This window comes from Variovorax sp. YR634, from assembly GCF_900106655.1.
Classification (GTDB): domain Bacteria; phylum Pseudomonadota; class Gammaproteobacteria; order Burkholderiales; family Burkholderiaceae_C; genus Variovorax.
Window position 1 is genome coordinate 127113 of record NZ_FNOL01000018.1, and the last position, 20926, is coordinate 148038.

Sequence of the window (20926 nt, forward strand, 5' to 3'; positions counted from 1 at the left end):
GGAGACTACGGGGCTTCGGTACCCCGGTCAGGCGAAGAGCCGCTGCGCACCACGCGCTGGTCGTCGTTCAGCGTGGCGGTGAAGACCATGGCCGAGTTGGGCGGCTGCACCCAGCGCCATTCCCATTCGGTCTCGCGCTTGAGCGCATAGGGCGTGACCTTGGCGGGCTTGCCCAGCATCTTGCGCAGGTCTTCCATCATCATGCCGGGCTGCACTTTGGCGAAGTTTTCGGGCGTGAGCACCTGGCGCAGCGCGCTCATCTTGCCGTCGGCACCGATGGTGATCATGTAGTTCTTCTGGCCCGCCGGCTGGCGGTTGTACTCGAACACCCGGCCACCGCCGGGGGCGTCCCAGACGTTCTCGGGCTGGCCGAAACGGGCCCGCACGTCGGCCTCTGTGGACACGCCCTCTTCAAGCTCGGAGATGTTCTTCGAGTCGCATCCCACGAGAGCCATCACCACCGCCAGAAACCCTGTTGCCATGCCGATCTGCCATCCTCGCCGTTGCTTCATGCCGTCCCCGGTAAAATTCGCGTCATAAAGGTCCAGTCTATGTCCATCTTCCGCCGCCCCCACTACACCTCCGAGATCACGAACTTCATCGAGGAGATGAAGGAAAAGAAGCCAACGCTGGAAGCTGAACAGCGCGCCGGCCGCGCCCTCCTCTGGGACAAGCACCTCGACCGCAGCCTGCTGGAGGAGTACAGCGAAGCCCGCGTTCCGATGCAGCCGTACGTCTACCAAACCCAGGCCAAGTAATTCCCCGATGCCGATTTGGCAGCAAGCTCCCGTCCGCATTGCGCTGGTCGCTATTGAAACGATAGCAATCGCCCAATGAAGAGCGACGAGGACAACGGCACGCTGGTGGTCGACATGCCCGACGTGGTCGACCAGGTCGCGCTCGCGAGGCTCTATGGCGAGCCGCTGTTCGCGATGCCGAAGGACCTGTACATCCCGCCCGAGGCGCTGCAGGTGTTCCTGGAGGCCTTCGAAGGCCCGCTGGACTTGCTGCTCTACCTGATCCGCAAGCAGAACTTCAACATCCTCGACATCCCGATGGCGGGGCTCACGCGGCAGTACCTGAGTTACGTCGACGAGATCCGCCAGACCAACCTCGAACTCGCGGCCGAATATCTGCTGATGGCCGCGATGCTGATCGAGATCAAGTCGCGCATGCTGCTGCCGCCCAAGAAGGTGGCCGACGGCGAAGAGGCCGAAGATCCGCGCGCCGAGCTCGTGCGCCGCCTGCTCGAATACGAGCAGACCAAGCTGCAGGCCGCCGCCCTCAGCGCCACGCCCACGTACGGACGCGACTTCTGGAAGGCGCAGGTCTACATCGAGCAGTCGCTGAAGCCGCGCTTCCCCGACGTGGACGTGGTCGAGCTGCGCGACGCGTGGGCCGACATCATGAAGCGCGCCAAGCTCGTGCAGCACCACAAGATCTCGCGCGAAGAGCTCAACGTGCGCGAGCACATGAGCATCGTGCTGCGCCACCTGCAGGGACAGCGCTTCGTCGAATTCGAGAAGCTGTTCGACGTGTCGCGCGGTACGCCCGTGCTCATCGTCACCTTCATCGCGATGCTGGAGCTCGCGAAGGAAACGCTGATCGAAATCACGCAGGCCGAGGCCTTCGCCCCTATCTACGTCAGATTGGCTTATTCGCCAGCCTGACCCAACCGGTCCCCATATCCAGTGACTTCCGTCGTGCGCGACTTCGACGTCCTCATCGTCGGCAGCGGCCTGGCCGGCCTCTCGGCCGCGCTGCACCTGGCGCCCACGCACCGCGTGGCCGTGCTGACCAAGCGCGCGCTGAACGACGGCTCCAGCGCACGGGCGCAGGGCGGCATCGCGGCCGTGCTGGCGGCGGGCGACAGCTTCGATGCGCACGTGGAAGACACGCTGGTGGCCGGCGCCGGCCTGTGCGACCCCGAGGCCACGCGCTTCGTGGTCGAGCACGCACCCGAGGCCATCGGCTGGCTGCGCGAGCTGGGCGTGCCCTTTTCCGAGGAAGACGGCGGCCTGCACCTGACGCGCGAAGGCGGCCACAGCCAGCGCCGCATCGTGCACGTGACCGACGCCACCGGCGCGGCCGTGCAGCAGGTGCTGATCGAGCGGGTGCGGCGCACGCCGAACATCACGCTGTTCGAGCATCACACGCTGGTCGACCTGATCACCGGGCCCAAGATCGGGCTGAATGACCCTGCCTGCCTGGGCCTCTACGTACTCGACGACGAGACCGACGAGGTGCTGGCTTTCCGCGCCCCGCACACCATCCTGGCCACTGGCGGCGCGGGCAAGGTGTACCTGTACACCACCAACCCCGACACCGCCACCGGCGACGGCATTGCCGCCGCGTGGCGCGCGGGCTGCCGGGTGTCGAACATGGAGTTCATCCAGTTCCACCCGACCTGCCTGTATCACCCGCATGCAAAGTCTTTCCTGATCAGCGAGGCAGTGCGCGGCGAAGGCGGGCTGCTCAAGTTGCCCGATGGAACCCGCTTCATGCCGAAGCACGACGAGCGCGCCGAACTCGCGCCGCGCGACGTGGTGGCCCGCGCGATCGACTTCGAGATGAAGAAGCACGGCCTCGACTGCGTGCACCTCGACATCTCGCACCAGCCGGCAGCGTTCCTGAAGGAGCACTTTCCCAACATCCTCGCGCGCTGCCTGGAGCTGGGCATCGATATCACGCGCGAGCCCATTCCCGTGGTGCCGGCCGCGCACTACACCTGCGGCGGCGTGCTCAGCGACCTGAGCGGGCGCACCGACATCCCGGGCCTCTACGCCATCGGCGAGACCGCCTGCACCGGCCTGCACGGCGCCAACCGCCTGGCCAGCAACTCGCTGGTCGAGTGCATGGTGTTCGCACGCGCCGCTGCCAGCGCCATTGCCGCGGCTCCAGCACGCGAACGCGCCGAGCTGCCCGCCTGGGACGACAGCCGCGTCACCGACGCCGATGAAGCCGTGGTCATCTCGCACAACTGGGACGAGCTGCGCCGCTTCATGTGGGACTACGTCGGCATCGTGCGCACCAACAAGCGCCTGGAGCGCGCGAGCCATCGCATCGCGCTGCTGCAGGCCGAGATCCAGGAGTTCTATGCGAACTTCCACGTCACGCGCGACCTGCTCGAACTGCGCAACCTGGTGCAGGTGGCCGAGCTGATCGTTCGTTCCGCGCAGGCCCGCCACGAGAGCCGTGGCCTGCATTTCAGCCGCGACTATCCTTCGCTCGCCGAGCCCACTGCACCCACGGTGCTGGTGCCGCCGGACGGCCGATAGCCCTACCCGCTTCGTTTTCTTCACTCAAGGATGCCCGGCCACCGACGCCCGCAGGGAGAAACCCAACCATGTCGAACACCACGCCCCCAATCACCGACACGCCGCCCGCTTCGCCCTACGGCACGCTGCCGCCGGCCTCCCCGCCTGCCTCGCGCAAGCCCGTGAGCCTGCCGCGCCTGGCCGACATGCATGCGCGCGGCGAGAAGATCGCGATGCTCACAGCCTACGACGCTACCTTCGCTGCCATGGCCGACGCCGCGGGCATCGACTGCCTGCTGGTCGGCGACTCGCTCGGCATGGTCTGCCAGGGCCTGAACAGCACGGTGGGCGTGAGCCTGGACACCATGCGCTATCACACCGACAGCGTCTCGCGCGGCCTGCGCCGCGTGCAGGGCACGACCTGGCTGATTGCCGACCTGCCCTTCGGCAGCTACCAGGAATCGCGCGAACAGGCGCTGCGCAGCGCCACCGTGCTGATGCAGGCCGGTGCACACATGGTCAAGCTCGAAGGCGGCGGCTGGACCACCGACACGGTGCGCTTCCTGGTCGAGCGCGGCATCCCGGTGTGCGCCCACCTCGGCCTGACGCCGCAGACGGTGCACGCACTGGGCGGCTACCGCGTGCAGGGCAAGGGCGACGCCGCCGGCGCGCTGCTGAAGCAGCAGGCCCACGCGCTGCAGGACGCGGGCGCCGCAATGCTGGTGCTCGAAATGGTGCCGGCCGCGCTGGCCGCCGAGCTCACCGCCGAGCTGAAGCACTGCGCCACCATCGGCATCGGCGCCGGCAAGGCCACCGCCGGGCAGGTGCTGGTGTTGCACGACATGCTTGGTATCAACCTCGGGAAGATGCCGAAGTTCGTGCGCAACTTCATGGCCGACGCGCCGGGCGTGCTGCCCGCCCTCAAGGCCTACGTGCAGGCCGTCAAGGACGGCAGCTTCCCCGACGACCGACTCCACGCCTGGTAAGGAAGGAAACCCTCATGTACATCGCACACACCATCGCCGAACTTCGCGACCACCTGGCCGCCTTCAAGCGCCCCGCCTTCGTCCCCACCATGGGCAACCTGCACGACGGCCACCTGGCCCTGGTGAAGCAGGCCAAGCCACTGGGCGACGTGACGGTGGCCAGCATCTTCGTGAACCGCCTGCAGTTCCTGCCGCACGAAGACTTCGACACCTACCCGCGCACCTGGGACAGCGACTGCGAGAAGCTGCGCACCGCCGGCTGCAACGTGCTGTTCGCGCCGGATGAGAAAGCGCTCTACCCCGAGCCGCAGACCTGCAAGGTGCACCCCGACCCGGCGCTGGCCGACATCCTCGAAGGGCATTTCCGCCCCGGCTTTTTCATCGGCGTGTGCACGGTGGTGATGAAGCTCTTCCAGTGCGTGCAGCCGCGCGTGGCCGTGTTCGGCAAGAAGGACTACCAGCAGCTGATCATGATCCGGCACATGGTGCGGCAGCTCGCGCTGCCCATCGAGATCGTGGGCGGCGAGACCTTCCGCGCCGACGACGGCCTCGCGCTGTCGTCGCGCAACGGCTACCTGAGCGAAAGCGAACGCGCCGAGGCGGTGCAGCTGTCGAAGGCGCTGAAGGCAATGGCCGAGGCGGTGCGCGCGGGCGAGCGCGACCTGGCCGCGATCGAAGCGCGGGCCATGCAGATGCTCACGCAACGCGGCTGGCAGCCGGACTATCTTGTGCTGCGGCGCCGCGCCGACCTGCAGGCACCGGCCGCGGGTGAACCGCTCGTGGCGCTGGCTGCTGCACGCCTGGGCAGCACGCGGCTGATCGACAACCTCGAGATCGACACACCGGCCTCATGACTTACAGCGTCAAAGAAATCTTCTACACCCTGCAAGGCGAAGGCGGCCAGGCGGGCATGCCGGCCGTGTTCTGTCGCTTTGCAGGCTGCAACCTCTGGACGGGCCGCGAGGAAGATCGAGCCTCCGCCGTCTGCCGTTTCTGCGACACCGACTTCGTGGGCACCGACGGCACGCTGGGCGGCAAGTTCAAGACCGCCGACCTGCTTGCCGACACCATCGCCGCGCAATGGCCAGCCGCAGATGCCGACCATCGCCTCGTGGTGCTGACTGGCGGCGAGCCGTTGCTGCAGGTAGACGCCGCACTGGTCGACGCGCTGCACGCGCGGCGCTTCCGCATCGCAGTCGAGAGCAACGGCACGGTCGAGGCGCCCGAAGGCATCGACTGGCTGTGCATCAGCCCCAAGGCCGGCGCGACATGGGTGCAGCAGCGCGGCCAGGAGTTGAAGCTGGTGTGGCCGCAGACCGAGTTCGACCTCGACACGATGGCGCGCACGGGCGAGTTCACGCACCGCTTCCTGCAGCCGATGGACGGGCCCGATCGGGTCGCGAACACCGAGCTTTGCATTGCCGAATGCATGAAGCAGCCGGTTTGGCGCCTGAGCGTGCAGACCCACAAGATCACCGGGATCCGCTGAGACTGCGGCCCTTTTTCCTCTGAGTTTCTTTTTTGACGATGCGATTCACCATCAGCCAACGCTTTTTCTTCGACGCCGCCCACACACTGAAGCGCGAGATCGAAGTTGAAGGCAGCCGCCGTATCCACGGCCACACGTACCACGCGGAGGTGTGGCTTGCGGGCGAGCGCGATCCAGTGACGGGGATGGTGATCGACCTGGGGCTACTGCGCCGACGGTTGGAAGATGTGCGCGAGCAGCTCGATCATCACCTGCTGGACGACGTGGCCGGACTGCATCCGCCGACGCTGGAGAACCTGTGCGTGTTCATTGCGGATGCGCTGCCGGACTTGCGGCCCTCGCTGGCCCGCGTGCGTGTGTGGCGCGAGGCGCTGGGCGACAGCTGCACCGTGGACTTCTAGGTTTTTCTCTCTCTCCCCCAGAGGGGGAAGGAGCAAGACAGGGTCAGGCGGCGCCGATGCCTGCTACCAAGCTGCCGGGCGCCTGCCCGTTCTTCAGCCCGGCAGTAAACGCCAGCATCCGGTCGATCGGCACGCGCGCCCGCAGGCCCAGCGCCGGGTCGACATGGATCTCGCCCGCGCCCGTTTCCAGCGCATTCGCCAGCTCGACCAGCCCGTTCATCGCCATCCACGGGCAATGAGCGCAGCTCTTGCAGGTGCCGCCGTTGCCGGCCGTGGGCGCCTCGATGAAGACCTTGCCGGGGTTCAGCGTGCGCAGCTTGTGCAGCATGCCGCTGTCGGTGGCAACGATGAATTCGCTGGCGTCCATGCGCTGCGCGGCGTTCAGGATGGCCGAGGTGGAGCCCACCGCATCCGCCAGCGCAATCACGTCAGACGGAGACTCCGGGTGCACCAGCACCTTCGCCTTCGGATGCTCCTTCATGAGCAGTTCGAGCTCCAGCGCCTTGAACTCGTCGTGCACGATGCAGGCGCCGTTCCAGCTGACCATGTCCGCGCCGGTCTGGCGCTGGATGTAGTCGCCCAAGTGGCGGTCGGGGCCCCAGAGAATCTTCTGCCCGGCCGCGTGCAGCGCGTTCACCACGTCGAGCGCGCAGCTGGAGGTGACCAGCCAGTCGGCGCGCGCCTTCACGGCCGCGCTGGTGTTGGCGTAGACGACCACGGTGCGGTCGGGGTGCTGGTCGCAGAAGGCGCTGAACTGCTCGACCGGGCAGCCCAGGTCGAGCGAGCAGTTCGCGTCGAGGTCGGGCATCAGCACGCGCTTTTCGGGCGAGAGGATCTTCGAGGTCTCGCCCATGAAGCGAACGCCCGACACCACCAGCGTCTGCGCGGCGTGGTCGCGGCCGAAGCGCGCCATTTCGAGCGAATCGCTCACGATGCCGCCGGTTTCCTCGGCAAGGTCCTGCAGGTCGGGGTGCACGTAGAAGTGCGACACCATCACCGCGTTGCGTTCGCGCAGCAGGCGGCGGATGCGCTCCTTCAGCGCGATGCGCTCATCGGGCGAAGGCTCGGCCGGCACTCGGGCCCAGGCGTGGCGCGTGTCGCAGACGGCGCCGGCCTTTGCGGCGGGCTGCTCGTAGTCGACGTCGATGACCGGAGACGACATGGGCGGATCAGCTTTCCAGAAAACGCATCGAGTAGTCGATGGCTTTGACATCCTTGGTCAATGCGCCGACCGAAATACGGTCTACACCGGTTTCGGCCAGTGCACGCAGACCGTCCAGTGTGACGCCACCGGATATCTCCAGCACGGCCTTGCGGTCTTCGCCGGCTTCGTCGTTGATGCGCACGGCCTCGCGCAGCGTGGGCAGGTCCATGTTGTCGAGCAGCACCATGCGCGCGCCTGCTTCCAGCGCTTCGCGCAGCTGGGTCAGCGTTTCGACCTCGACTTCGACGAAGGCGGCTTGCGAGGCCACCGGCGCCACCGCGCGCAGGGCCGCGGCCACGCCACCGGCTGCGGCGATATGGTTTTCCTTGATGAGCACCGCGTCGTACAGGCCGATGCGGTGGTTCAGGCCACCGCCGGTGCGCACCGCGTACTTCTGCGCGAGGCGCAGGCCCGGAATGGTCTTGCGGGTGTCGACGATGCGGGCGCGCGTGCCGCGCACGGCGTCGGCGTAGAGGGCGGTCTTGGTGGCGACCGCGCTCAGCAACTGCAGGAAGTTGAGCGAGGTGCGCTCGGCCGTCAGCAGCGCGCGGGCGGCACCTTCGATTTCGAGCACGGTCTGGTCGGCCGCGCAGCGTTCGCCTTCGGCACACAGCCAGTGGATACGTACTTGCGGATCGAGCTGCCGCAGCGTGGCCTCGACCCAGGGCGCGCCGCACACGACGGCGGATTCGCGCGCCAGCACGCGGGCGCGGGCGGTGCGGGCCGGGTCGACCAGCGACGCGGTGAGGTCGCCGTCGGCGACGTCTTCCTGCAATGCGCGGGTGGCATCGGACAGGGCCAGCGCGGCCACGGCCGACGCTGAAAAATCAAAGCGAAGGCTCATGGCTCTTTGTCTCTGCGTTTTTTTATTAAGAGGAATGGCGAGGAGAAGCCGCAGCGCCGGGCGGCACGGATTCCGGCACCGGGTCGCGGCCGGTCAGGGCGGCCACCGCGTCTTGCGGGCTCACGCGGCCATCGAGCAGCGCGACCACGCCTTCGGCGATCGGCATCTCGATGCCGAGGCCACGCGCACGCTGCACCACGGTGCGGGCGCAGTACACGCCTTCGGCCACATGGCCCAGCGAATCGACGGCCTGCGCCAGCGTGCGGCCCTGGGCCAGCAGCAGGCCGACCTTGCGGTTGCGCGACAGGTCGCCGGTGGAGGTCAGCACCAGGTCGCCCAGGCCCGAAAGGCCCATGAAGGTTTCAGCGCGAGCGCCCAACGCGAGGCCGAAGCGCGTCATTTCAGCGAGGCCCCGGGTGATGAGCGCCGCGCGGGCGTTGAGCCCGAGCGCGAGGCCGTCGCACAGGCCGGTGGCGATGGCCAGCACGTTCTTCACCGCGCCGCCCACTTCCACGCCCACGATGTCCTCGTTGGCATAGACGCGCAGCGCGGGGCCGTGGAAGGCGTCGACCAGCGTGTCGCGCACGGCGGCATGCGGGCTGGCGGCCACCAGCGCGGTCGGGCGCCCTTCGGCGACCTCCTGCGCGAAGCTGGGGCCGCTGAGCACGCCCGCTCTCAAATCAGGAGCAACCTGCGCCCAGATTTCATGGGCGAGCAGGCCGAAGGATGTGGGTGAGGCGTCAAGTGCGGGCTCAACGCCCTTGCACAGCCACGCCACCGCCGCAGTGGTGCCACGCAGTGCAATGAGCTGTTCACGCAGGGCAGCCATGGGTGTGGCCACGATGACGAGGTCGGCGCCGGCCTGCGCCTGGCCGATGTCGCCCGCGCGCACGGCGAGCGAGGCCGGCAGTGCCAGCCCGGGCAGGTAGCGGGTGTTTTCGCGCGCGGCCGACATGGCGTCGGCCTGGGCGGCATCGCGCGCCCAGAGCGTGACCTCGTGGCGAGCCGCCGCGTTGACAGCGACTGCCGTGCCCCAGGCACCGGCGCCATGAACGCAGATCTTCATCGGCGTTGGCGACATCGAGGGCGTTGGGCGCTGTTTACTGCGCCAGGGTCGGCGCAGCCTGGCCGGCGGCCTGCGCCTGCTGCTGCTCGTACATCGCCTGGAAGTTGATTTCGGCGAGGTGCACGGGCGGGAAGCCGCCGCGCTGGATCACGTCGGCCACGTTGCCGCGCAGGTACGGGTAGACGATCTGAGGGCAGGCGATGCCCAGGATGGCGCCCATCTGCTCTTCCGGCAGGTGACGGATTTCGAAGATGCCGGCCTGCTTGGCTTCGACCAGGAACACGGTCTTGTCGCCGATCTTGGTCTGCACGGTGGCCGACACGGTGATCTCGAAGATGCCGTCGGTCACGGGCTGGGCGTCCACGCCGAGCTGGATGTCGACGGTGGGCTGCTCCTGCTCCAGCAGGATCGCGGGCGAATTGGGCTGTTCGAGCGACAGGTCCTTGAGGTAGACGCGCTGGATCTGGAAAACGGGATCTTGGGCTTGCTGGTCGGCCATGGCTGAACTTTCGAGGATCAAAACAATGCCCGCCGGGGAGAGGTTCCCGCAGCGGGCTGCAGATGGATGAGCGAACGATTATCGCCCGGCGACCGCGCCACTTCCGTGACGCCGGTTGCTTTGTGTTTCAGGCGCTCTGCAGCAGGGGCACGAGGCCGCCGCGGCTGTCGAGGGCCATCAGGTCGTCGCAGCCACCCACGTGGGTGTCGCCGATGAAGATCTGCGGCACCGTGCGGCGCTGGGTGATTTCCATCATGGTGTTGCGGGCCTGGGGGTCGGTGTCGATGCGGATCTCTTCGATCTGCTCGACGCCCTTGGACTTCAGGATTTGCTTCGCACGCGTGCAGTAGGGGCAAACGGCGGTGGTGTACATCTTGACTGCTTGCATACGCTCTATCTCGGGGAGATTTCAGGCCTTTTCAACGGGCAGGTTAGCGTCTTTCCAGGCTTTCAGCCCGCCGGCCACGGCTTGGGCCTGCTCGTAGCCCAGCTTCTTGGCCATGGCCACGGCGCGCTGGGCGCGGGCGCCGGTGGCGCATACCAGCAGCAGCGGCACGGTCTTGTTCTTGACCGCGCCGGTGAGCTTTTCCTCGAGCTGGTTCAGGGGAATGTTCTTGGCGCCGATCATGTGGCCGGTGGCGAATTCTTCCGCCTCGCGCACATCGACAAGCACCGCGCGCTCGCGGTTGATGAGCTGCACGGCACCCTGCGCCGTGAGCGTTCCGCCGCCCGCCCCCCGCACCAGCGGCCAGGCCAGCATGGCTCCCGAGCTGAGCGCGATCAGGATCAGCATCCAGTTCGCGGTGACGAATTCGATCAATTTCACGGGGGTTCCTTGAATGGCAAACCGGGGATTTTAGAATGCGAGGTTTCGCAAGCGCAGCCAAAGGCCTCCCACATGCACAAACTGGTATTGATCCGTCACGGCGAATCCACCTGGAATCTCGAAAACCGCTTCACCGGATGGACCGACGTGGACCTGACCGAGACCGGCGTGGAGCAGGCCAAGCAGGCCGGCCGGCTGCTCAAGGCCGAAGGTTACGACTTCGACGTCGCCTACACGAGCGTGCTCAAGCGCGCCACCCGCACCCTGTGGCACACGCTCGACGAACTCGACCGCACCTGGCTGCCCGTGGTCCATTCCTGGCGCCTGAACGAGCGCCACTACGGCGGCCTGCAGGGCCTGAACAAGGCCGAAACCGCCAAGAAGTACGGCGACGAGCAGGTGCTGGTCTGGCGCCGCAGCTACGGCACCCCGCCCCCGCCGCTGGAAGCCGACGACCCGCGCAGCGAGCGCAGCGACGTGCGCTACGCCAAGCTGGCGCCCGAACAAATTCCGCTGACCGAGTGCCTGAAAGACACGGTGGCGCGCGTGCTGCCCTTCTGGAACGAGTCGATGGCGCCGGCCATCCGCACCGGGCGCCGCTTGGTCGTGGCGGCCCACGGCAACTCGATCCGGGCGCTGGTGAAGTACCTCGACGGCATCTCCGACGACGCCATCGTCGGCCTGAACATCCCGAACGGCATTCCGCTGGTCTACGAGCTCGACGACGACCTCAAGCCCCTGCGCCACTACTATCTCGGCGATGCCGCAGCCGCCGAAAAGGCAGCCGCAGCGGTGGCATCGCAAGGCAAGGGCTGAAAAGACCGGTAAAGACCGCCCTGAAAGCCCCTGCCCGGCGCTCCATCCGTGGAACCCCGGCAAACAAATTGCTTCCAAGCTGTGTATATTGATTCGACAGCCGCCGACAAGGACAACCACTCATGATGGGCCAGAAACTGAAGATCACCGGCTGGGTCGCCGCCGGCGCCGTAGCAGGCGTCCTGACCACCGTCTCGTTGCAGACAGTCGCACGCGGTTCGCTTGCGCCACTGCCGCTCGAGGAATTGCAGCAGCTCGCTGCCGTCTTCGGCATGGTCAAGAGCGACTACGTCGAGCCGGTCGACGAGAAAAAGCTCATCTCCGACGCCATTTCGGGCATGGTTGCCGGCCTCGACCCGCATTCCCAGTACTTCGACAAGAAGTCCTTCAAGGAATTCAGGGAAGGCACCACCGGCCGCTTCGTCGGCGTGGGCATCGAGATTTCGCAGGAAGACGGCCTCATCAAGGTCGTCTCGCCCATCGAAGGCTCCCCTGCTTTCCGCGCCGGCCTGAAGCCCAATGACCTGATCACCAAGATCGACGACACCGCCGTGCGCGGCCTGTCGCTGAACGAGGCAGTCAAGCGCATGCGCGGTGAGGCCAACACCAAGGTGCTGCTGACCATCTTCCGCAAGGACGAGAGCCGCACCTTCCCGGTGACGATCACGCGCGAAGAAATCCGCACGCAGTCGGTCCGCGGCAAGATGATGGAACCCGGCTATGGCTGGATCCGCCTGTCGCAGTTCCAGGAGCGCACCGTCGACGACTTCGTCAAGAAGATCGACGACCTGTACAAGGAAGACCCGAACCTCAAGGGCCTGGTGCTCGACCTGCGCAACGACCCGGGCGGCCTGCTCGACGCGGCGGTGGCGGTGTCGTCGGCCTTCCTGCCCGAGAATGTCACGGTGGTCACCACCGACGGCCAGCTGGCCGAAAGCAAGTCGGTCTACAAGGCTGCGCCGGAGTTCTACCAGCGCCGTTCGGGCAGCGACCCGCTGCGCAGCCTGCCGGCCGCGCTCAAGAGCGTGCCGCTGGTGGTGCTGGTGAACGAAGGCTCGGCCTCGGCCAGCGAGATCGTGGCCGGCGCGCTGCAAGACCACAAGCGCGCGACCATCATGGGCAGCCAGACCTTCGGCAAGGGCTCGGTGCAGACGGTGCGCCCGCTCGGCCCCGACACCGGCCTGAAGATCACCACGGCGCGCTACTACACGCCGAGCGGCACCTCGATCCAGGCCAAGGGCATCGTGCCCAACGTGCTGATCGACGAAAGCGCCGAAGGCAGCCCGTTTGCCGCCCTGCGCATGCGCGAGGCCGACCTCGAGAAGCACCTGGCCAGCGGCCAGGGCCCCGAAGTCAAGGACCCGGAACGCGAAAAGGCCCGCGACGAAGCCCGCAAGCGCCTCGAGGAAGAAGCCAAGAAGCCGCCGCAGGACCGCAAGGTACCCGAGTTCGGCACCGACAAGGACTTCCCGCTGGTGCAGGCGCTCAACCGCCTGAAGGGCCAGCCGGTGCTGGTCAGCAAGACGCAGATCATCGTCGACAACAAGGAAGAGAAGAAAGAGAACTGAGAGCCGGTGGCGCATGGAAGATAGCCAGCTGCTGCGCTATTCGCGCCACATCCTTCTCGAGGAATTCGGCATCGACGGGCAGGAGCGCGTCAGTGCCGGACGGGTTCTCGTCATAGGCGCCGGCGGACTGGGTTCGCCGGTGGCCCTGTACCTTGCGGCAGCGGGGGTCGGCCACATCGTGCTGGTCGACGACGACGAGGTCGATCTCACCAATCTCCAGCGCCAGGTCGCCCACACCCACGCGCGAGTGGGCCTCGCCAAGGTCGAATCCGCCGCGCAGGCCATGCGCGACATCAACCCCGACATCGCCATCGAAACCCACGCCCTGCGCGCCGACGAGGCGCGGCTGTCGCGCCTGGTCGCGCAGGCCGACGTGGTGGTCGACTGTTGCGACAACTTCGCCACCCGGCAGGCCGTCAACCGCGCCTGCGTGGCTCACGCCAAGCCGCTGGTGGCGGGCGCGGCGATCCGTTTCGATGGCCAGCTGAGCGTCTACGACACCCGCGACGCCACCTCGCCCTGCTATGCCTGCCTGTTCCCACCCGATGCGGATTTCGAGGAAACGCGCTGTGCGGTGCTCGGAGTGTTCGGCCCCGTGGTCGGAACCATCGGCACGCTGCAGGCCAGCGAGGCGCTGAAGCTGCTGGCCGGCATCGGCCCGTCGCTGGCGGGCAAGCTGTTGATGTTCGACGGGCGCAGCACCTCTTTCGACACGCTGCGCGTGGCGCGCGACCCGCACTGCAGCGTCTGCGCGCAGCGCCCCGCCCTTCCCCTCTAAGGCTGCTTTGCCCCTTTAGCGCGGGCAGCGCCGTTGGCGGCCGCCCCGGCCGTGGGCTTGTTGGCCTGCGCCAGCACGCCCTTGCAATCGGAATCCACGCCCGGGCCGGGCTCGATGGTCGCGGCCAGCGCCAGCAGCGGATTGATGGCGCCCAGCGCCAGCGCAGCCAGCCCGCGCCCCGCCAGGGGAACGACCTCCACGCCGCCCTTCGGATCGCCGAAGGTGCCGCTCACCACCAGCGGCGTACGAATCGACAGGATGCTCTTGCTCTTGGGCTCTGGTCGGACCACGAAATCGAGCCCCTCGGTCGCCAGGTTGGCCTGGCCGGTGGCAATGAACACGGCGTTGGTCGTGTCCACCACGAGCGTGCGCCCGGTCATCAGCCCCTTGTTCACGTCGAAAGCCAGGGCCGCGCAGCGCAGCTCGACGTTGCGGTCACCGCGCAGCATGAACTTGATGATGTCGCCGCCCACCAGCGTCGCGAACACCGGCAGCAGGTTGCCGAACTGGCCGCGCCCCGAAATGACCGCCACGTCGCCCGACACGCCCCCCAGCCAGTTGGCCACGGTGCTGCCCGAGCCCGACAGGTTGATGCGCCCGTCCAGACGGCCCACGCTGTTGCCCGTGGTCTCGAGCTTGGGGAACAGGCGGGCCAGCTGCATCGCCCGCACGTCGAGCGAGGCGCGGATGTCCGCCGGGTTCTTCGAGGCGTCGATGCGGATCGCACCGCTCAGTTTGCCGCCGGCCACACCCAGGTCGAGTGGGTCGAGCGTGAGCACGCCGTTGGCCAGCTTGACCTGCACGCTGCCGCTGTCCAGCGGAACGTCGCGCACGTTCCGGATGCGGTCTGCCGTGTATTTCACGTCGGCGTTCATGGCGCGCAGGCGTTCGAAGTCGAGCGGCGCCGTGGGCAGCACCTTGCCGCCAGGGCGCTTGACCTGGGTGATGGTCGGCGGCGGGGCCACGCCTTCCACGGTGGCGGCAGTGCGCGCCGTGGGCGGCAGGCCGATCAGCGGGCCGAGGTCGTCCATGTCCATCACGCGCGAGCGCAGGTCGCCCGCCAGATGTGGCAGCTGGCCGGCCTGGTCGAAGCGCATGTCTCCGGCGATGTCGGACAGGCCCAGCCTGCCCTTGAGACCGGTGGCTTGCCACAGCTTGCCGCGCTTGCCCAGGTTGCCGCTAAGGGCGTAGGGCGAGGTCTGCGGCAGCGCGATGCCCAGCAGCGGGAACAAGGCGCCAAGCGTCTGGCCCTTGATTTCGAACTTCGCGTCGATGCCGTCGAGCCCCGACAACTCGGCCACCGTGCCGGCAGCCTTCAGTTGGGTCTGCCCGGCGGCCGCGTTGATCTCCATCGGAAACGGCGGCGCACCCGCGGCGTTGATCTGCAGCACGTTGCCGGTGCGTCCGCTGGCGGTCAGCGGCTGCCCCTTGTAGCGGCCCTTGATGCGGTAGCTGAGCGGCATCTCGCCGCGGCTGCTGTCGTAGCTCAGGTCGGCGTGCAGGTCGACCCCCAGGTGCTTGGCCAGGAAGTCGACCGCGCCCGTGTCGACCTGCATCAGGCCGATGCTGGGCACGGTGCCGCCATCGGAGGTGTCCTTGCCGAGCGCCCAGGTGCGGCGCCCGTCCGCCTCCATCTGCAGGCCCAGCGTGGGCGAGAAAAGCGCGAGCCGCGGAATGACGATCTTGCTGGCGATCAGCGGCCAGATGCGGATGTCGAACTCGGCACGATCCGCCTTGACCAGGTAAGGGTCGCGCGCCCACGAGGGGTTGGCGAACTCGATGCCGTCGAACTTGACCGTGGCCTGCTGCCAGCCAAGGCCCACGTCGAGCCGGCGCGTGATCTCGAACTTGCGCCCGGTCTTCTCGCTGACATAGCGGTTGACCGGCTCGCGCAGCATGTCCCAGGGAAAGAAGGCAAGCCCGACGACCAGCGCCGCGAACAGCAGCACGACGCCGGCCACCAGCTTCTGCCAGAGCGGTCGGTTGCGCAGGATGTTCGTTGCGTTCGTTGCCATGGGTCCTTGTAACTCGAATGATCGCGCCGCCCGGGTCGGCGATGGGCCGCAGAAACCGTGAGGCATTGCCTACGAATGCACCTTGCAGGCTTCGACGGATGCACGCGTCGGACCTCGCCTACAAGAGCCACGCGCCGAAGCTTGCATGATCTGCCACCGCAACGCCTCAAAGTCCACGCTGGCAGGCATTTGCACCAGAGAGGCGCTGCAAATGCGTCTGCCAACCTCAGAGGAAGCGCGGTTCGGCATGGATTCCAGATTGCAGACCTACGTCGTCGAAGACAACCTCACGATCCGTGAAAACCTCATTGGCACGCTGGAAGAACTCACCTCCACCACGGTCGTCGGCTTTGCCGAAACCGAAAGCGGCGCACGCGCATGGCTGCTCGGCCACGATGGCGAGTGGGACCTCGTCATCGTCGATCTCTTTCTCAAGCAGGGCAGCGGTCTGGGCGTGCTCCAGGCCTGCCAGTCGCGCAAGCCGCTGCAGAAGGTGGTGGTGCTCAGCAACTATGCAACGCCCGACATCCGGCGGCGCTGCGCCGAGTTCGGGGTCGACGCGGTGTTCGACAAGTCGAACGAAATCGACGCGCTGGTCGACTTCTGCATCGTGCAGGCCAAGGCCTTGCACCCCGCGCCCGGGGCTCCCGGGGCGGGTTGAGGAAGAAGCCGCGTTGGGCCCCCTCCCCACTCTTTCCGCTCCCTGGCCGATCTCAGTCGATCAGCTTGTTCTTCAGCGCGTAGTAGGTGAGATCGCTGTTGGAGGAGAGGTTCATCTTCTCCATCAGGCGCGTGCGGTAGGTGCTCACGGTCTTCACCGACAACGACAGCGTCTTGGCGATGTCGCCGGCGGTCTCGCCCTTGGCGAGCTTCAGGAACACCTGGAACTCGCGCTCCGAGAGCTGCTCGTGCGGCGCGGCGTCGTCCTTGCGGTCGAGCTGGCGGGCCAGCAGTTCAGCCACGGCGGGCGTGATGTAGCGACGGCCCAGCGAGATGGTGCGGATGGCGTTGACGATCTCGATGGGATCGCACTCCTTGTTGAGGTAGCCGCTCGCGCCCTGGCGGATCAGGTTCATCGCGTAGTGCTCTTCGGGGTATCCGCTCAATATGAGGATGCCCACGTCCGGCGCCTTGGCGCGGATCATGGCGAGCGCATCGATACCGCTTTGACCGGGCATCGAAAGGTCCATGACCAGAACGTCCAGCTCCGTGGTGCGCACCAGCTCGATTGCCTCTCGGCCGCTGGCTGCTTCACCCGCCACGCGCAGGTCCACGTGCTCGGAGAAGAACTGCCGGAGGCCCGATCGCACGATGGCGTGGTCGTCCACAATTCCGATTTTGATCATCTGTTACTTTCTTCGTTGTGTTGCGGACATGCGGGTCGCAACATACCGGGTCCCTGATTGTTATCAATTATTCACGAACTTGCGTAGTACGCAGCCTCGAAAGTTTCATGCACTGGTTAGCCCCTCCAAGAATGGCCGTGAGCCTGCTGCTCGCGGCGCTGGCTGCGCTGGCCCTCGTCGGCATCAACGAGGCCGGCTACCGGCAGTCGAGCCGCGCCCTCGCCGACATCGACGAGGCGCAGCAGATGCGGGGCGCGCTCAACCAGATCCTGCAGAACATGCTGGATGCCGAGACCGGCCAGAGAGGCTACCTGCTGACCGGCGAGGCGAACTACCGAAAACCCTATGACGACGCGGTCAAGCAGGTCGACGGCCAGCTCGCGACCCTGCGCCGGCTGTACGCCGGCCGTCCGGCCGAACTCGCCCAGCTGGCCGAGTTGTCGAAGCACGTGCTGCGCAAGGTGGCCGAGATGGACATGAGCGTGCGGCTGCGCCAGGACGGCAAGGAAGACGCCTGGAAGTTCGTCATCACGACCGACGTGGGCCGCGAGGAGATGGACTCCATCCGCGCGACGGCGGGCGAGCTGGTGAAGATCAGCAACGTCACCCTGCACCAGAGCCAGGAGCAGGTGCTGCGCTCGCTGCAGCTGGCGCGCATCGGCACCGCCATCGTGGCGCTGGCCGCGCTGTTCGCCTTCTTCCTGTACCTGCGCCAGACGCATGCGCTGCACTCCATCGGCGAGCGCCAGCAGGAGGCCCTGCAACGCGAGCGCAATGCGCTGGAAGACGAAGTGCGCGAGCGCACCGCCTCGCTGGCCGAACTGGCCACCCACCTGCAGGACGTGCGCGAAACCGAGCGCGGCTATCTCGCGCGCGAGCTGCACGACGAACTGGGCTCTCTGCTCACCGCCGCCAAGCTGGACGTGGCGCGTCTGAAGTCGCGGCTGGCGGACTCGCCCGACGCGATCCAGCGGCTGCAGCACCTGACCGACCTGCTCAACAGCGGCATCGCGCTCAAGCGCCGCATCATCGAAGACCTGCGGCCGTCGTCGCTCTCCAACCTGGGGCTGGTCGCCTCGCTGGAGATCCTGGGGCGCGAGTTCGGGGAACGCTCGGGCCTGCAGATCGAGATGGCGCTGGAGCCGGTGACCATGGACGAGTCGCGCCAGCTCACCATCTATCGCATGGTCCAGGAAAGCCTCACCAACATCAGCAAGTACGCCGAGGCCAGCGAAGCCACCATCGTGCTGAAGAACTACGACAACCACGTCATCGTGGAAGTGGCCGACAACGGCAAGGGCTTCGACACGCAGCGCATGCGCCCGTCGACGCATGGCCTCGCGGGCATGCGGCACCGGGTGGAGGCAGCGCGCGGCAAGCTCACGGTCTCCTCGACGCCGGGCAAGGGCACCCGCCTGAGCGCCATGCTCCCCGTCGTCAAGCCGGCCTGAGCTGCCTGCAGGAGCGGCACTTCTGCACGCGCGGGCGCAGAGCGACTCGGCCATCTCCTACGCACCCCGCCCCTGGCCGCTGACAGGTCGGGGGCATGCCCCCACTTAAGGTTGCACCCATGCCGTCCGAAGCCTCTGCGCGAGGTTGCGGATGCGATGGTTTTTCATAACGACGAGGCAAGCCTCGAAGGAGTTCCACATGCTGCATTACGCCGTGGTGTTTCTGGTCATCGCCCTGATCGCGGCCCTGTTCGGGTTCGGCGGCATCGCCGCCAGCGCGGTGGGCATTGCCAAGATCCTTTTCGTGATCTTCGCGATCCTCGCGATTGCGAGCTTCCTTGCCGGCTTGCTTCGACGCAAGTAGCGTCGTTACGATCAACAGGCTTGCGCATTTCATTTTTCCGGAAAGGACCTCACATGAACACGACGACCAAGACTCCCTCGCAACTCGCCGACGACGTGCGCCAGACCGCGCGTGAAGCGGTCGAAACCACCCGCGCCTACGCACAGAACGCGGTGAATGCGGCGGGCGAAAAGGTCCGCGACCTGCAACGCGATGCCGAACCGGGCGTCGAGCAGCTGGCAGCCCGCGTGCAGCAAGCCGTTCAGCGCGGTCTGGACGCCGCGTCCACCACCAGCGCACGTGCGCAGCGCCGCATCGAACAGGCTGCCGACGTCACCGGCCGCTACATCTCCGACCAGCCTGTGCGCTCCGTGCTGCTGGCTGCAGCCGCCGGCGCAGCCATCACGGCACTCATCGTGCTGGCCAGCCGCCGCAGCCGGGACGACTATTGATTCGCCGCTGAATTTCCGTCGCTGCACCGGTTCCCGGCACCATGCTTCATCCGATTTTTTCCACGGTGCTCGGGCATCCGGATCTCGTTGCTGAACATCTCGCCAACTACGCCGCCCTCGTCCGCCAGGAATCCGCGCAGGCGGGGCGCGGCCTCGTAGCCCGGCTCGTCGCGGCCTTGCTGGCGGTGGCCAGCGCCACGCTGGCCCTCGGGCTCATAGGCGTGGCCGTGCTGCTCGGCGTGATGCACGGCAGCTTTCACTGGGTGCTGGTGGCCGTGCCGGCCGTGGCCGTGGTGATCGCGGCCATCTGCGCGTGGTATGCGACACGGCCCGTGCCGGGCCACGGTTTCGACGACCTGCGCTCGCAGCTCGACGCCGACCTGCAGGCCTTGCGCGACACCGGAGCCCGCCATGGCCAGCGCTGAACGTCATCTCCTCACCCCGCAGCAGCGCCTGGCCCTCTCGCGCCGCGCGCTTGTGCGGCAGCTGAACGACGGCGCGGACGCACCCGACAACGACGATCTGGAATACGCGCAGCACGAAGCCTCGGCTGCACCGCCGGATGACCAGCACCCGCGCAACCCGCGAGGAGAAAGAGGAAGAAGAGAAGGAGGAACGAGAAACAACGTGTGGCTCGGTGTGGGCCGCAGCGTGGTGGAACGCTGGTGGCGCCGGCACCCCGCGCATGCGGTCGGCCAGCTGGCGCGTCCGCTGCTCGAGCACTACGCGCGCAAGGAGCCGGCCAAGCTGATGGCGGCGGCCGCTGCCACCGGCGCGGTGCTGGTGCTCGTCAGGCCATGGCGACTGCTGTCGGCCACGGCCGTGCTGGCGGCGGTACTGAAGACATCCGACGTGGCTGACCTGGTCAACACGTTGATGCAGAAGACCCCAAGCCCCCCACGAAAGGACCCTCCATGAAAGCCGATGTTTCCTCCAAGACCAACGGACACAAGCACCTGGTGCTCGACCAGGGCGGCCTCGATGCCGCGCGCAAGAGCCTCGACGACGGCGCCGTCACCCCCAGCTACGGCCCCTGGCGCGACGACGTCGTCCAGTTGCTGAACGATGCGCTGGCCACCGAGCTGGTCTGCGTGCTGCGCTACAAGCGCCACTACTTCACCGCCAACGGCGTCGAATCGCCCGCCATCGCCGACGAGTTCCTGGTGCATGCCAACGAAGAGTCGGGCCATGCCGACCGCATTGCCGAGCGCATCGTGCAGCTCGGCGGCGAGCCCGACTTCGCGCCCTCGCACCTGCTGGAGCGCAGCCATGCGGCATACGACGAGTCGACCGACCTGCAATCGATGGTGCGCGCCAACCTGATCGCGGAGCGCATCGCAGTGGAGTCGTACCGCCAGATGATCGCGCTGATCGGCGACAAGGACCCGACCACGCGCCGCATGCTCGAAGACATCCTCTCGGACGAGGAAGAGCATGCCGACGAGTTGAAGGACTGGCTCGGTCACTGACTCCCGGGGCTGCGTGCCCCGTGACCCGTCCTGCCATAGGTTGACACCTATGAGGGACACAGAGCCGGCCTGTTCAAGCCGGCCAGAGACGCCCGATGGACCTCATCGGGCGTTTT

Annotated in this window: 26 protein-coding genes; 17 read left to right on the top strand and 9 right to left on the bottom strand. The window is 67.1% G+C overall.

Annotated elements, in window-relative coordinates; genetic code table 11:
• Positions 1 to 5: 5 nt before the first annotated feature.
• Positions 6 to 482, bottom strand: coding sequence for an outer membrane protein assembly factor BamE (locus BLV60_RS25310; RefSeq protein WP_093058068.1), 477 nt, complete (start codon positions 480 to 482; stop codon positions 6 to 8).
• 69 nt (positions 483 to 551) lie between these two features.
• Between BLV60_RS25310 and BLV60_RS25315 the strand changes: the two genes are divergently transcribed.
• The 7 genes from BLV60_RS25315 to BLV60_RS25345 all read left to right on the top strand — a co-directional run bounded on the left by BLV60_RS25315 (position 552) and on the right by BLV60_RS25345 (position 6133).
• Positions 552 to 758 carry a DUF3460 family protein gene (locus BLV60_RS25315; RefSeq protein WP_093058036.1) on the top strand — a complete coding sequence of 69 codons (207 nt, stop codon included), beginning with the start codon at positions 552 to 554 and terminating at the stop codon, positions 756 to 758.
• Between the two features lie 75 nt (positions 759 to 833).
• Positions 834 to 1670 (top strand): segregation and condensation protein A, encoded by an 837-nt coding sequence (locus BLV60_RS25320; protein ID WP_093058037.1) that lies wholly within the window; start codon positions 834 to 836, stop codon positions 1668 to 1670.
• 33 nt (positions 1671 to 1703) lie between these two features.
• The gene (gene nadB, locus BLV60_RS25325; RefSeq protein ID WP_176928931.1) at positions 1704 to 3278 is read left to right on the top strand and encodes an L-aspartate oxidase; all 1575 of its coding nucleotides are present in this window, start codon (positions 1704 to 1706) and stop codon (positions 3276 to 3278) included.
• A gap of 68 nt (positions 3279 to 3346) precedes the next feature.
• Positions 3347 to 4243: a 3-methyl-2-oxobutanoate hydroxymethyltransferase gene (panB, locus tag BLV60_RS25330; protein ID WP_093058039.1), complete on the top strand. Its 897-nt coding sequence runs from the start codon at positions 3347 to 3349 to the stop codon at positions 4241 to 4243.
• Positions 4244 to 4257: 14 nt separating this feature from the next.
• The gene (gene panC, locus BLV60_RS25335; protein ID WP_093058040.1) at positions 4258 to 5097 is read left to right on the top strand and encodes a pantoate--beta-alanine ligase; all 840 of its coding nucleotides are present in this window, start codon (positions 4258 to 4260) and stop codon (positions 5095 to 5097) included.
• Positions 5094 to 5732: a 7-carboxy-7-deazaguanine synthase gene (gene queE, locus BLV60_RS25340; protein WP_093058041.1), complete on the top strand. Its 639-nt coding sequence runs from the start codon at positions 5094 to 5096 to the stop codon at positions 5730 to 5732. Before panC ends, queE begins: the two co-directional genes overlap by 4 nt.
• A 38-nt stretch (positions 5733 to 5770) precedes the next feature.
• A complete protein-coding gene (locus BLV60_RS25345; RefSeq protein WP_093058042.1) occupies positions 5771 to 6133 on the top strand; it encodes a 6-carboxytetrahydropterin synthase in 363 nt (120 codons plus the stop codon).
• Positions 6134 to 6176: 43 nt separating this feature from the next.
• On the opposite strand, the gene nadA is transcribed toward BLV60_RS25345, so the two are convergent.
• The 6 genes from nadA to BLV60_RS25375 all read right to left on the bottom strand — a co-directional run bounded on the left by nadA (position 6177) and on the right by BLV60_RS25375 (position 10539).
• Positions 6177 to 7295 (bottom strand): quinolinate synthase NadA, encoded by a 1119-nt coding sequence (nadA, locus tag BLV60_RS25350; RefSeq protein WP_093058043.1) that lies wholly within the window; start codon positions 7293 to 7295, stop codon positions 6177 to 6179.
• A gap of 7 nt (positions 7296 to 7302) precedes the next feature.
• Positions 7303 to 8181: a carboxylating nicotinate-nucleotide diphosphorylase gene (gene nadC / locus BLV60_RS25355; RefSeq protein ID WP_093058044.1), complete on the bottom strand. Its 879-nt coding sequence runs from the start codon at positions 8179 to 8181 to the stop codon at positions 7303 to 7305.
• A gap of 25 nt (positions 8182 to 8206) precedes the next feature.
• On the bottom strand, positions 8207 to 9247 hold the full coding sequence (locus tag BLV60_RS25360; RefSeq protein ID WP_093058045.1) for an NAD(P)H-dependent glycerol-3-phosphate dehydrogenase: 1041 nt from the start codon (positions 9245 to 9247) through the stop codon (positions 8207 to 8209).
• Positions 9248 to 9281: 34 nt separating this feature from the next.
• Positions 9282 to 9746, bottom strand: coding sequence for a protein-export chaperone SecB (gene secB, locus BLV60_RS25365; RefSeq protein WP_093058046.1), 465 nt, complete (start codon positions 9744 to 9746; stop codon positions 9282 to 9284).
• Positions 9747 to 9873: 127 nt separating this feature from the next.
• Positions 9874 to 10134, bottom strand: a complete 261-nt coding sequence (grxC, locus tag BLV60_RS25370) for a glutaredoxin 3 (protein ID WP_093058047.1) — start codon at positions 10132 to 10134, stop codon at positions 9874 to 9876.
• Between the two features lie 21 nt (positions 10135 to 10155).
• On the bottom strand, positions 10156 to 10539 hold the full coding sequence (locus BLV60_RS25375) for a rhodanese-like domain-containing protein (RefSeq protein WP_371127403.1): 384 nt from the start codon (positions 10537 to 10539) through the stop codon (positions 10156 to 10158).
• Positions 10540 to 10644: 105 nt separating this feature from the next.
• Between BLV60_RS25375 and gpmA the strand changes: the two genes are divergently transcribed.
• From gpmA to BLV60_RS25390, 3 genes are all read left to right on the top strand, one after another.
• Positions 10645 to 11388, top strand: coding sequence for a 2,3-diphosphoglycerate-dependent phosphoglycerate mutase (gene gpmA / locus BLV60_RS25380; protein WP_093058049.1), 744 nt, complete (start codon positions 10645 to 10647; stop codon positions 11386 to 11388).
• Positions 11389 to 11513: 125 nt separating this feature from the next.
• Complete coding sequence (locus BLV60_RS25385; protein WP_093058069.1) at positions 11514 to 12956, top strand: S41 family peptidase; 1443 nt, start codon at positions 11514 to 11516, stop codon at positions 12954 to 12956.
• A 13-nt stretch (positions 12957 to 12969) separates the two neighbouring features.
• Positions 12970 to 13734, top strand: a complete 765-nt coding sequence (locus BLV60_RS25390; protein WP_093058050.1) for a HesA/MoeB/ThiF family protein — start codon at positions 12970 to 12972, stop codon at positions 13732 to 13734.
• On the opposite strand, the gene BLV60_RS25395 is transcribed toward BLV60_RS25390, so the two are convergent.
• On the bottom strand, positions 13731 to 15749 hold the full coding sequence (locus tag BLV60_RS25395) for an AsmA family protein (RefSeq protein WP_093058051.1): 2019 nt from the start codon (positions 15747 to 15749) through the stop codon (positions 13731 to 13733). The two genes, BLV60_RS25390 and BLV60_RS25395, sit on opposite strands and share 4 nt — an antisense overlap.
• Positions 15750 to 15996: 247 nt before the next feature.
• Here BLV60_RS25395 and BLV60_RS25400 point away from each other — a divergent pair, with 247 nt between their 5' ends.
• Positions 15997 to 16410, top strand: a complete 414-nt coding sequence (locus BLV60_RS25400) for a response regulator (protein WP_093058070.1) — start codon at positions 15997 to 15999, stop codon at positions 16408 to 16410.
• Positions 16411 to 16462: 52 nt separating this feature from the next.
• On the opposite strand, the gene BLV60_RS25405 is transcribed toward BLV60_RS25400, so the two are convergent.
• Positions 16463 to 17095 (bottom strand): response regulator, encoded by a 633-nt coding sequence (locus BLV60_RS25405; protein ID WP_007837167.1) that lies wholly within the window; start codon positions 17093 to 17095, stop codon positions 16463 to 16465.
• Between the two features lie 131 nt (positions 17096 to 17226).
• On the opposite strand from BLV60_RS25405, the gene BLV60_RS25410 reads away from it, so the two are divergent.
• The 6 genes from BLV60_RS25410 (at position 17227) to BLV60_RS25435 (ending at position 20810) form a co-directional block, all read left to right on the top strand.
• Positions 17227 to 18546 carry a CHASE3 domain-containing protein gene (locus BLV60_RS25410; protein WP_093058052.1) on the top strand — a complete coding sequence of 440 codons (1320 nt, stop codon included), beginning with the start codon at positions 17227 to 17229 and terminating at the stop codon, positions 18544 to 18546.
• Between the two features lie 199 nt (positions 18547 to 18745).
• Positions 18746 to 18910 carry a DUF1328 domain-containing protein gene (locus BLV60_RS25415; protein WP_007837165.1) on the top strand — a complete coding sequence of 55 codons (165 nt, stop codon included), beginning with the start codon at positions 18746 to 18748 and terminating at the stop codon, positions 18908 to 18910.
• A gap of 53 nt (positions 18911 to 18963) precedes the next feature.
• Complete coding sequence (locus tag BLV60_RS25420) at positions 18964 to 19341, top strand: hypothetical protein (RefSeq protein ID WP_093058053.1); 378 nt, start codon at positions 18964 to 18966, stop codon at positions 19339 to 19341.
• Between the two features lie 41 nt (positions 19342 to 19382).
• Positions 19383 to 19766, top strand: a complete 384-nt coding sequence (locus BLV60_RS25425; RefSeq protein WP_093058054.1) for a phage holin family protein — start codon at positions 19383 to 19385, stop codon at positions 19764 to 19766.
• Positions 19753 to 20259 carry a hypothetical protein gene (locus BLV60_RS25430; protein ID WP_093058055.1) on the top strand — a complete coding sequence of 169 codons (507 nt, stop codon included), beginning with the start codon at positions 19753 to 19755 and terminating at the stop codon, positions 20257 to 20259. The genes BLV60_RS25425 and BLV60_RS25430 overlap by 14 nt, the downstream gene beginning before the upstream one ends.
• Entirely contained in the window at positions 20256 to 20810 is a 555-nt protein-coding gene (locus tag BLV60_RS25435; protein ID WP_093058056.1) for a ferritin-like domain-containing protein, read from the top strand. Before BLV60_RS25430 ends, BLV60_RS25435 begins: the two co-directional genes overlap by 4 nt.
• Positions 20811 to 20926: the final 116 nt, after the last annotated feature.

What these genes read in the sequence shown, in the direction of transcription:
- BLV60_RS25310 (WP_093058068.1), bottom strand. Translation starts at nt 482, where the DNA reads ATGGCAACAGGGTTTCTGGCGGTGGTGATGGCTCTCGTGGGATGCGAC.
- BLV60_RS25315 (WP_093058036.1), top strand. Translation starts at nt 552, where the DNA reads ATGTCCATCTTCCGCCGCCCCCACTACACCTCCGAGATCACGAACTTC.
- BLV60_RS25320 (WP_093058037.1), top strand. Translation starts at nt 834, where the DNA reads ATGAAGAGCGACGAGGACAACGGCACGCTGGTGGTCGACATGCCCGAC.
- panB (WP_093058039.1), top strand. Translation starts at nt 3,347, where the DNA reads ATGTCGAACACCACGCCCCCAATCACCGACACGCCGCCCGCTTCGCCC.
- panC (WP_093058040.1), top strand. Translation starts at nt 4,258, where the DNA reads ATGTACATCGCACACACCATCGCCGAACTTCGCGACCACCTGGCCGCC.
- queE (WP_093058041.1), top strand. Translation starts at nt 5,094, where the DNA reads ATGACTTACAGCGTCAAAGAAATCTTCTACACCCTGCAAGGCGAAGGC.
- BLV60_RS25345 (WP_093058042.1), top strand. Translation starts at nt 5,771, where the DNA reads ATGCGATTCACCATCAGCCAACGCTTTTTCTTCGACGCCGCCCACACA.
- nadA (WP_093058043.1), bottom strand. Translation starts at nt 7,295, where the DNA reads ATGTCGTCTCCGGTCATCGACGTCGACTACGAGCAGCCCGCCGCAAAG.
- nadC (WP_093058044.1), bottom strand. Translation starts at nt 8,181, where the DNA reads ATGAGCCTTCGCTTTGATTTTTCAGCGTCGGCCGTGGCCGCGCTGGCC.
- BLV60_RS25360 (WP_093058045.1), bottom strand. Translation starts at nt 9,247, where the DNA reads ATGAAGATCTGCGTTCATGGCGCCGGTGCCTGGGGCACGGCAGTCGCT.
- secB (WP_093058046.1), bottom strand. Translation starts at nt 9,746, where the DNA reads ATGGCCGACCAGCAAGCCCAAGATCCCGTTTTCCAGATCCAGCGCGTC.
- grxC (WP_093058047.1), bottom strand. Translation starts at nt 10,134, where the DNA reads ATGCAAGCAGTCAAGATGTACACCACCGCCGTTTGCCCCTACTGCACG.
- BLV60_RS25375 (WP_371127403.1), bottom strand. Translation starts at nt 10,539, where the DNA reads ATGCTGATCCTGATCGCGCTCAGCTCGGGAGCCATGCTGGCCTGGCCG.
- gpmA (WP_093058049.1), top strand. Translation starts at nt 10,645, where the DNA reads ATGCACAAACTGGTATTGATCCGTCACGGCGAATCCACCTGGAATCTC.
- BLV60_RS25385 (WP_093058069.1), top strand. Translation starts at nt 11,514, where the DNA reads ATGGGCCAGAAACTGAAGATCACCGGCTGGGTCGCCGCCGGCGCCGTA.
- BLV60_RS25390 (WP_093058050.1), top strand. Translation starts at nt 12,970, where the DNA reads ATGGAAGATAGCCAGCTGCTGCGCTATTCGCGCCACATCCTTCTCGAG.
- BLV60_RS25395 (WP_093058051.1), bottom strand. Translation starts at nt 15,749, where the DNA reads ATGGCAACGAACGCAACGAACATCCTGCGCAACCGACCGCTCTGGCAG.
- BLV60_RS25400 (WP_093058070.1), top strand. Translation starts at nt 15,997, where the DNA reads ATGGATTCCAGATTGCAGACCTACGTCGTCGAAGACAACCTCACGATC.
- BLV60_RS25405 (WP_007837167.1), bottom strand. Translation starts at nt 17,095, where the DNA reads ATGATCAAAATCGGAATTGTGGACGACCACGCCATCGTGCGATCGGGC.
- BLV60_RS25410 (WP_093058052.1), top strand. Translation starts at nt 17,227, where the DNA reads ATGGCCGTGAGCCTGCTGCTCGCGGCGCTGGCTGCGCTGGCCCTCGTC.
- BLV60_RS25415 (WP_007837165.1), top strand. Translation starts at nt 18,746, where the DNA reads ATGCTGCATTACGCCGTGGTGTTTCTGGTCATCGCCCTGATCGCGGCC.
- BLV60_RS25420 (WP_093058053.1), top strand. Translation starts at nt 18,964, where the DNA reads ATGAACACGACGACCAAGACTCCCTCGCAACTCGCCGACGACGTGCGC.
- BLV60_RS25425 (WP_093058054.1), top strand. Translation starts at nt 19,383, where the DNA reads ATGCTTCATCCGATTTTTTCCACGGTGCTCGGGCATCCGGATCTCGTT.
- BLV60_RS25430 (WP_093058055.1), top strand. Translation starts at nt 19,753, where the DNA reads ATGGCCAGCGCTGAACGTCATCTCCTCACCCCGCAGCAGCGCCTGGCC.
- BLV60_RS25435 (WP_093058056.1), top strand. Translation starts at nt 20,256, where the DNA reads ATGAAAGCCGATGTTTCCTCCAAGACCAACGGACACAAGCACCTGGTG.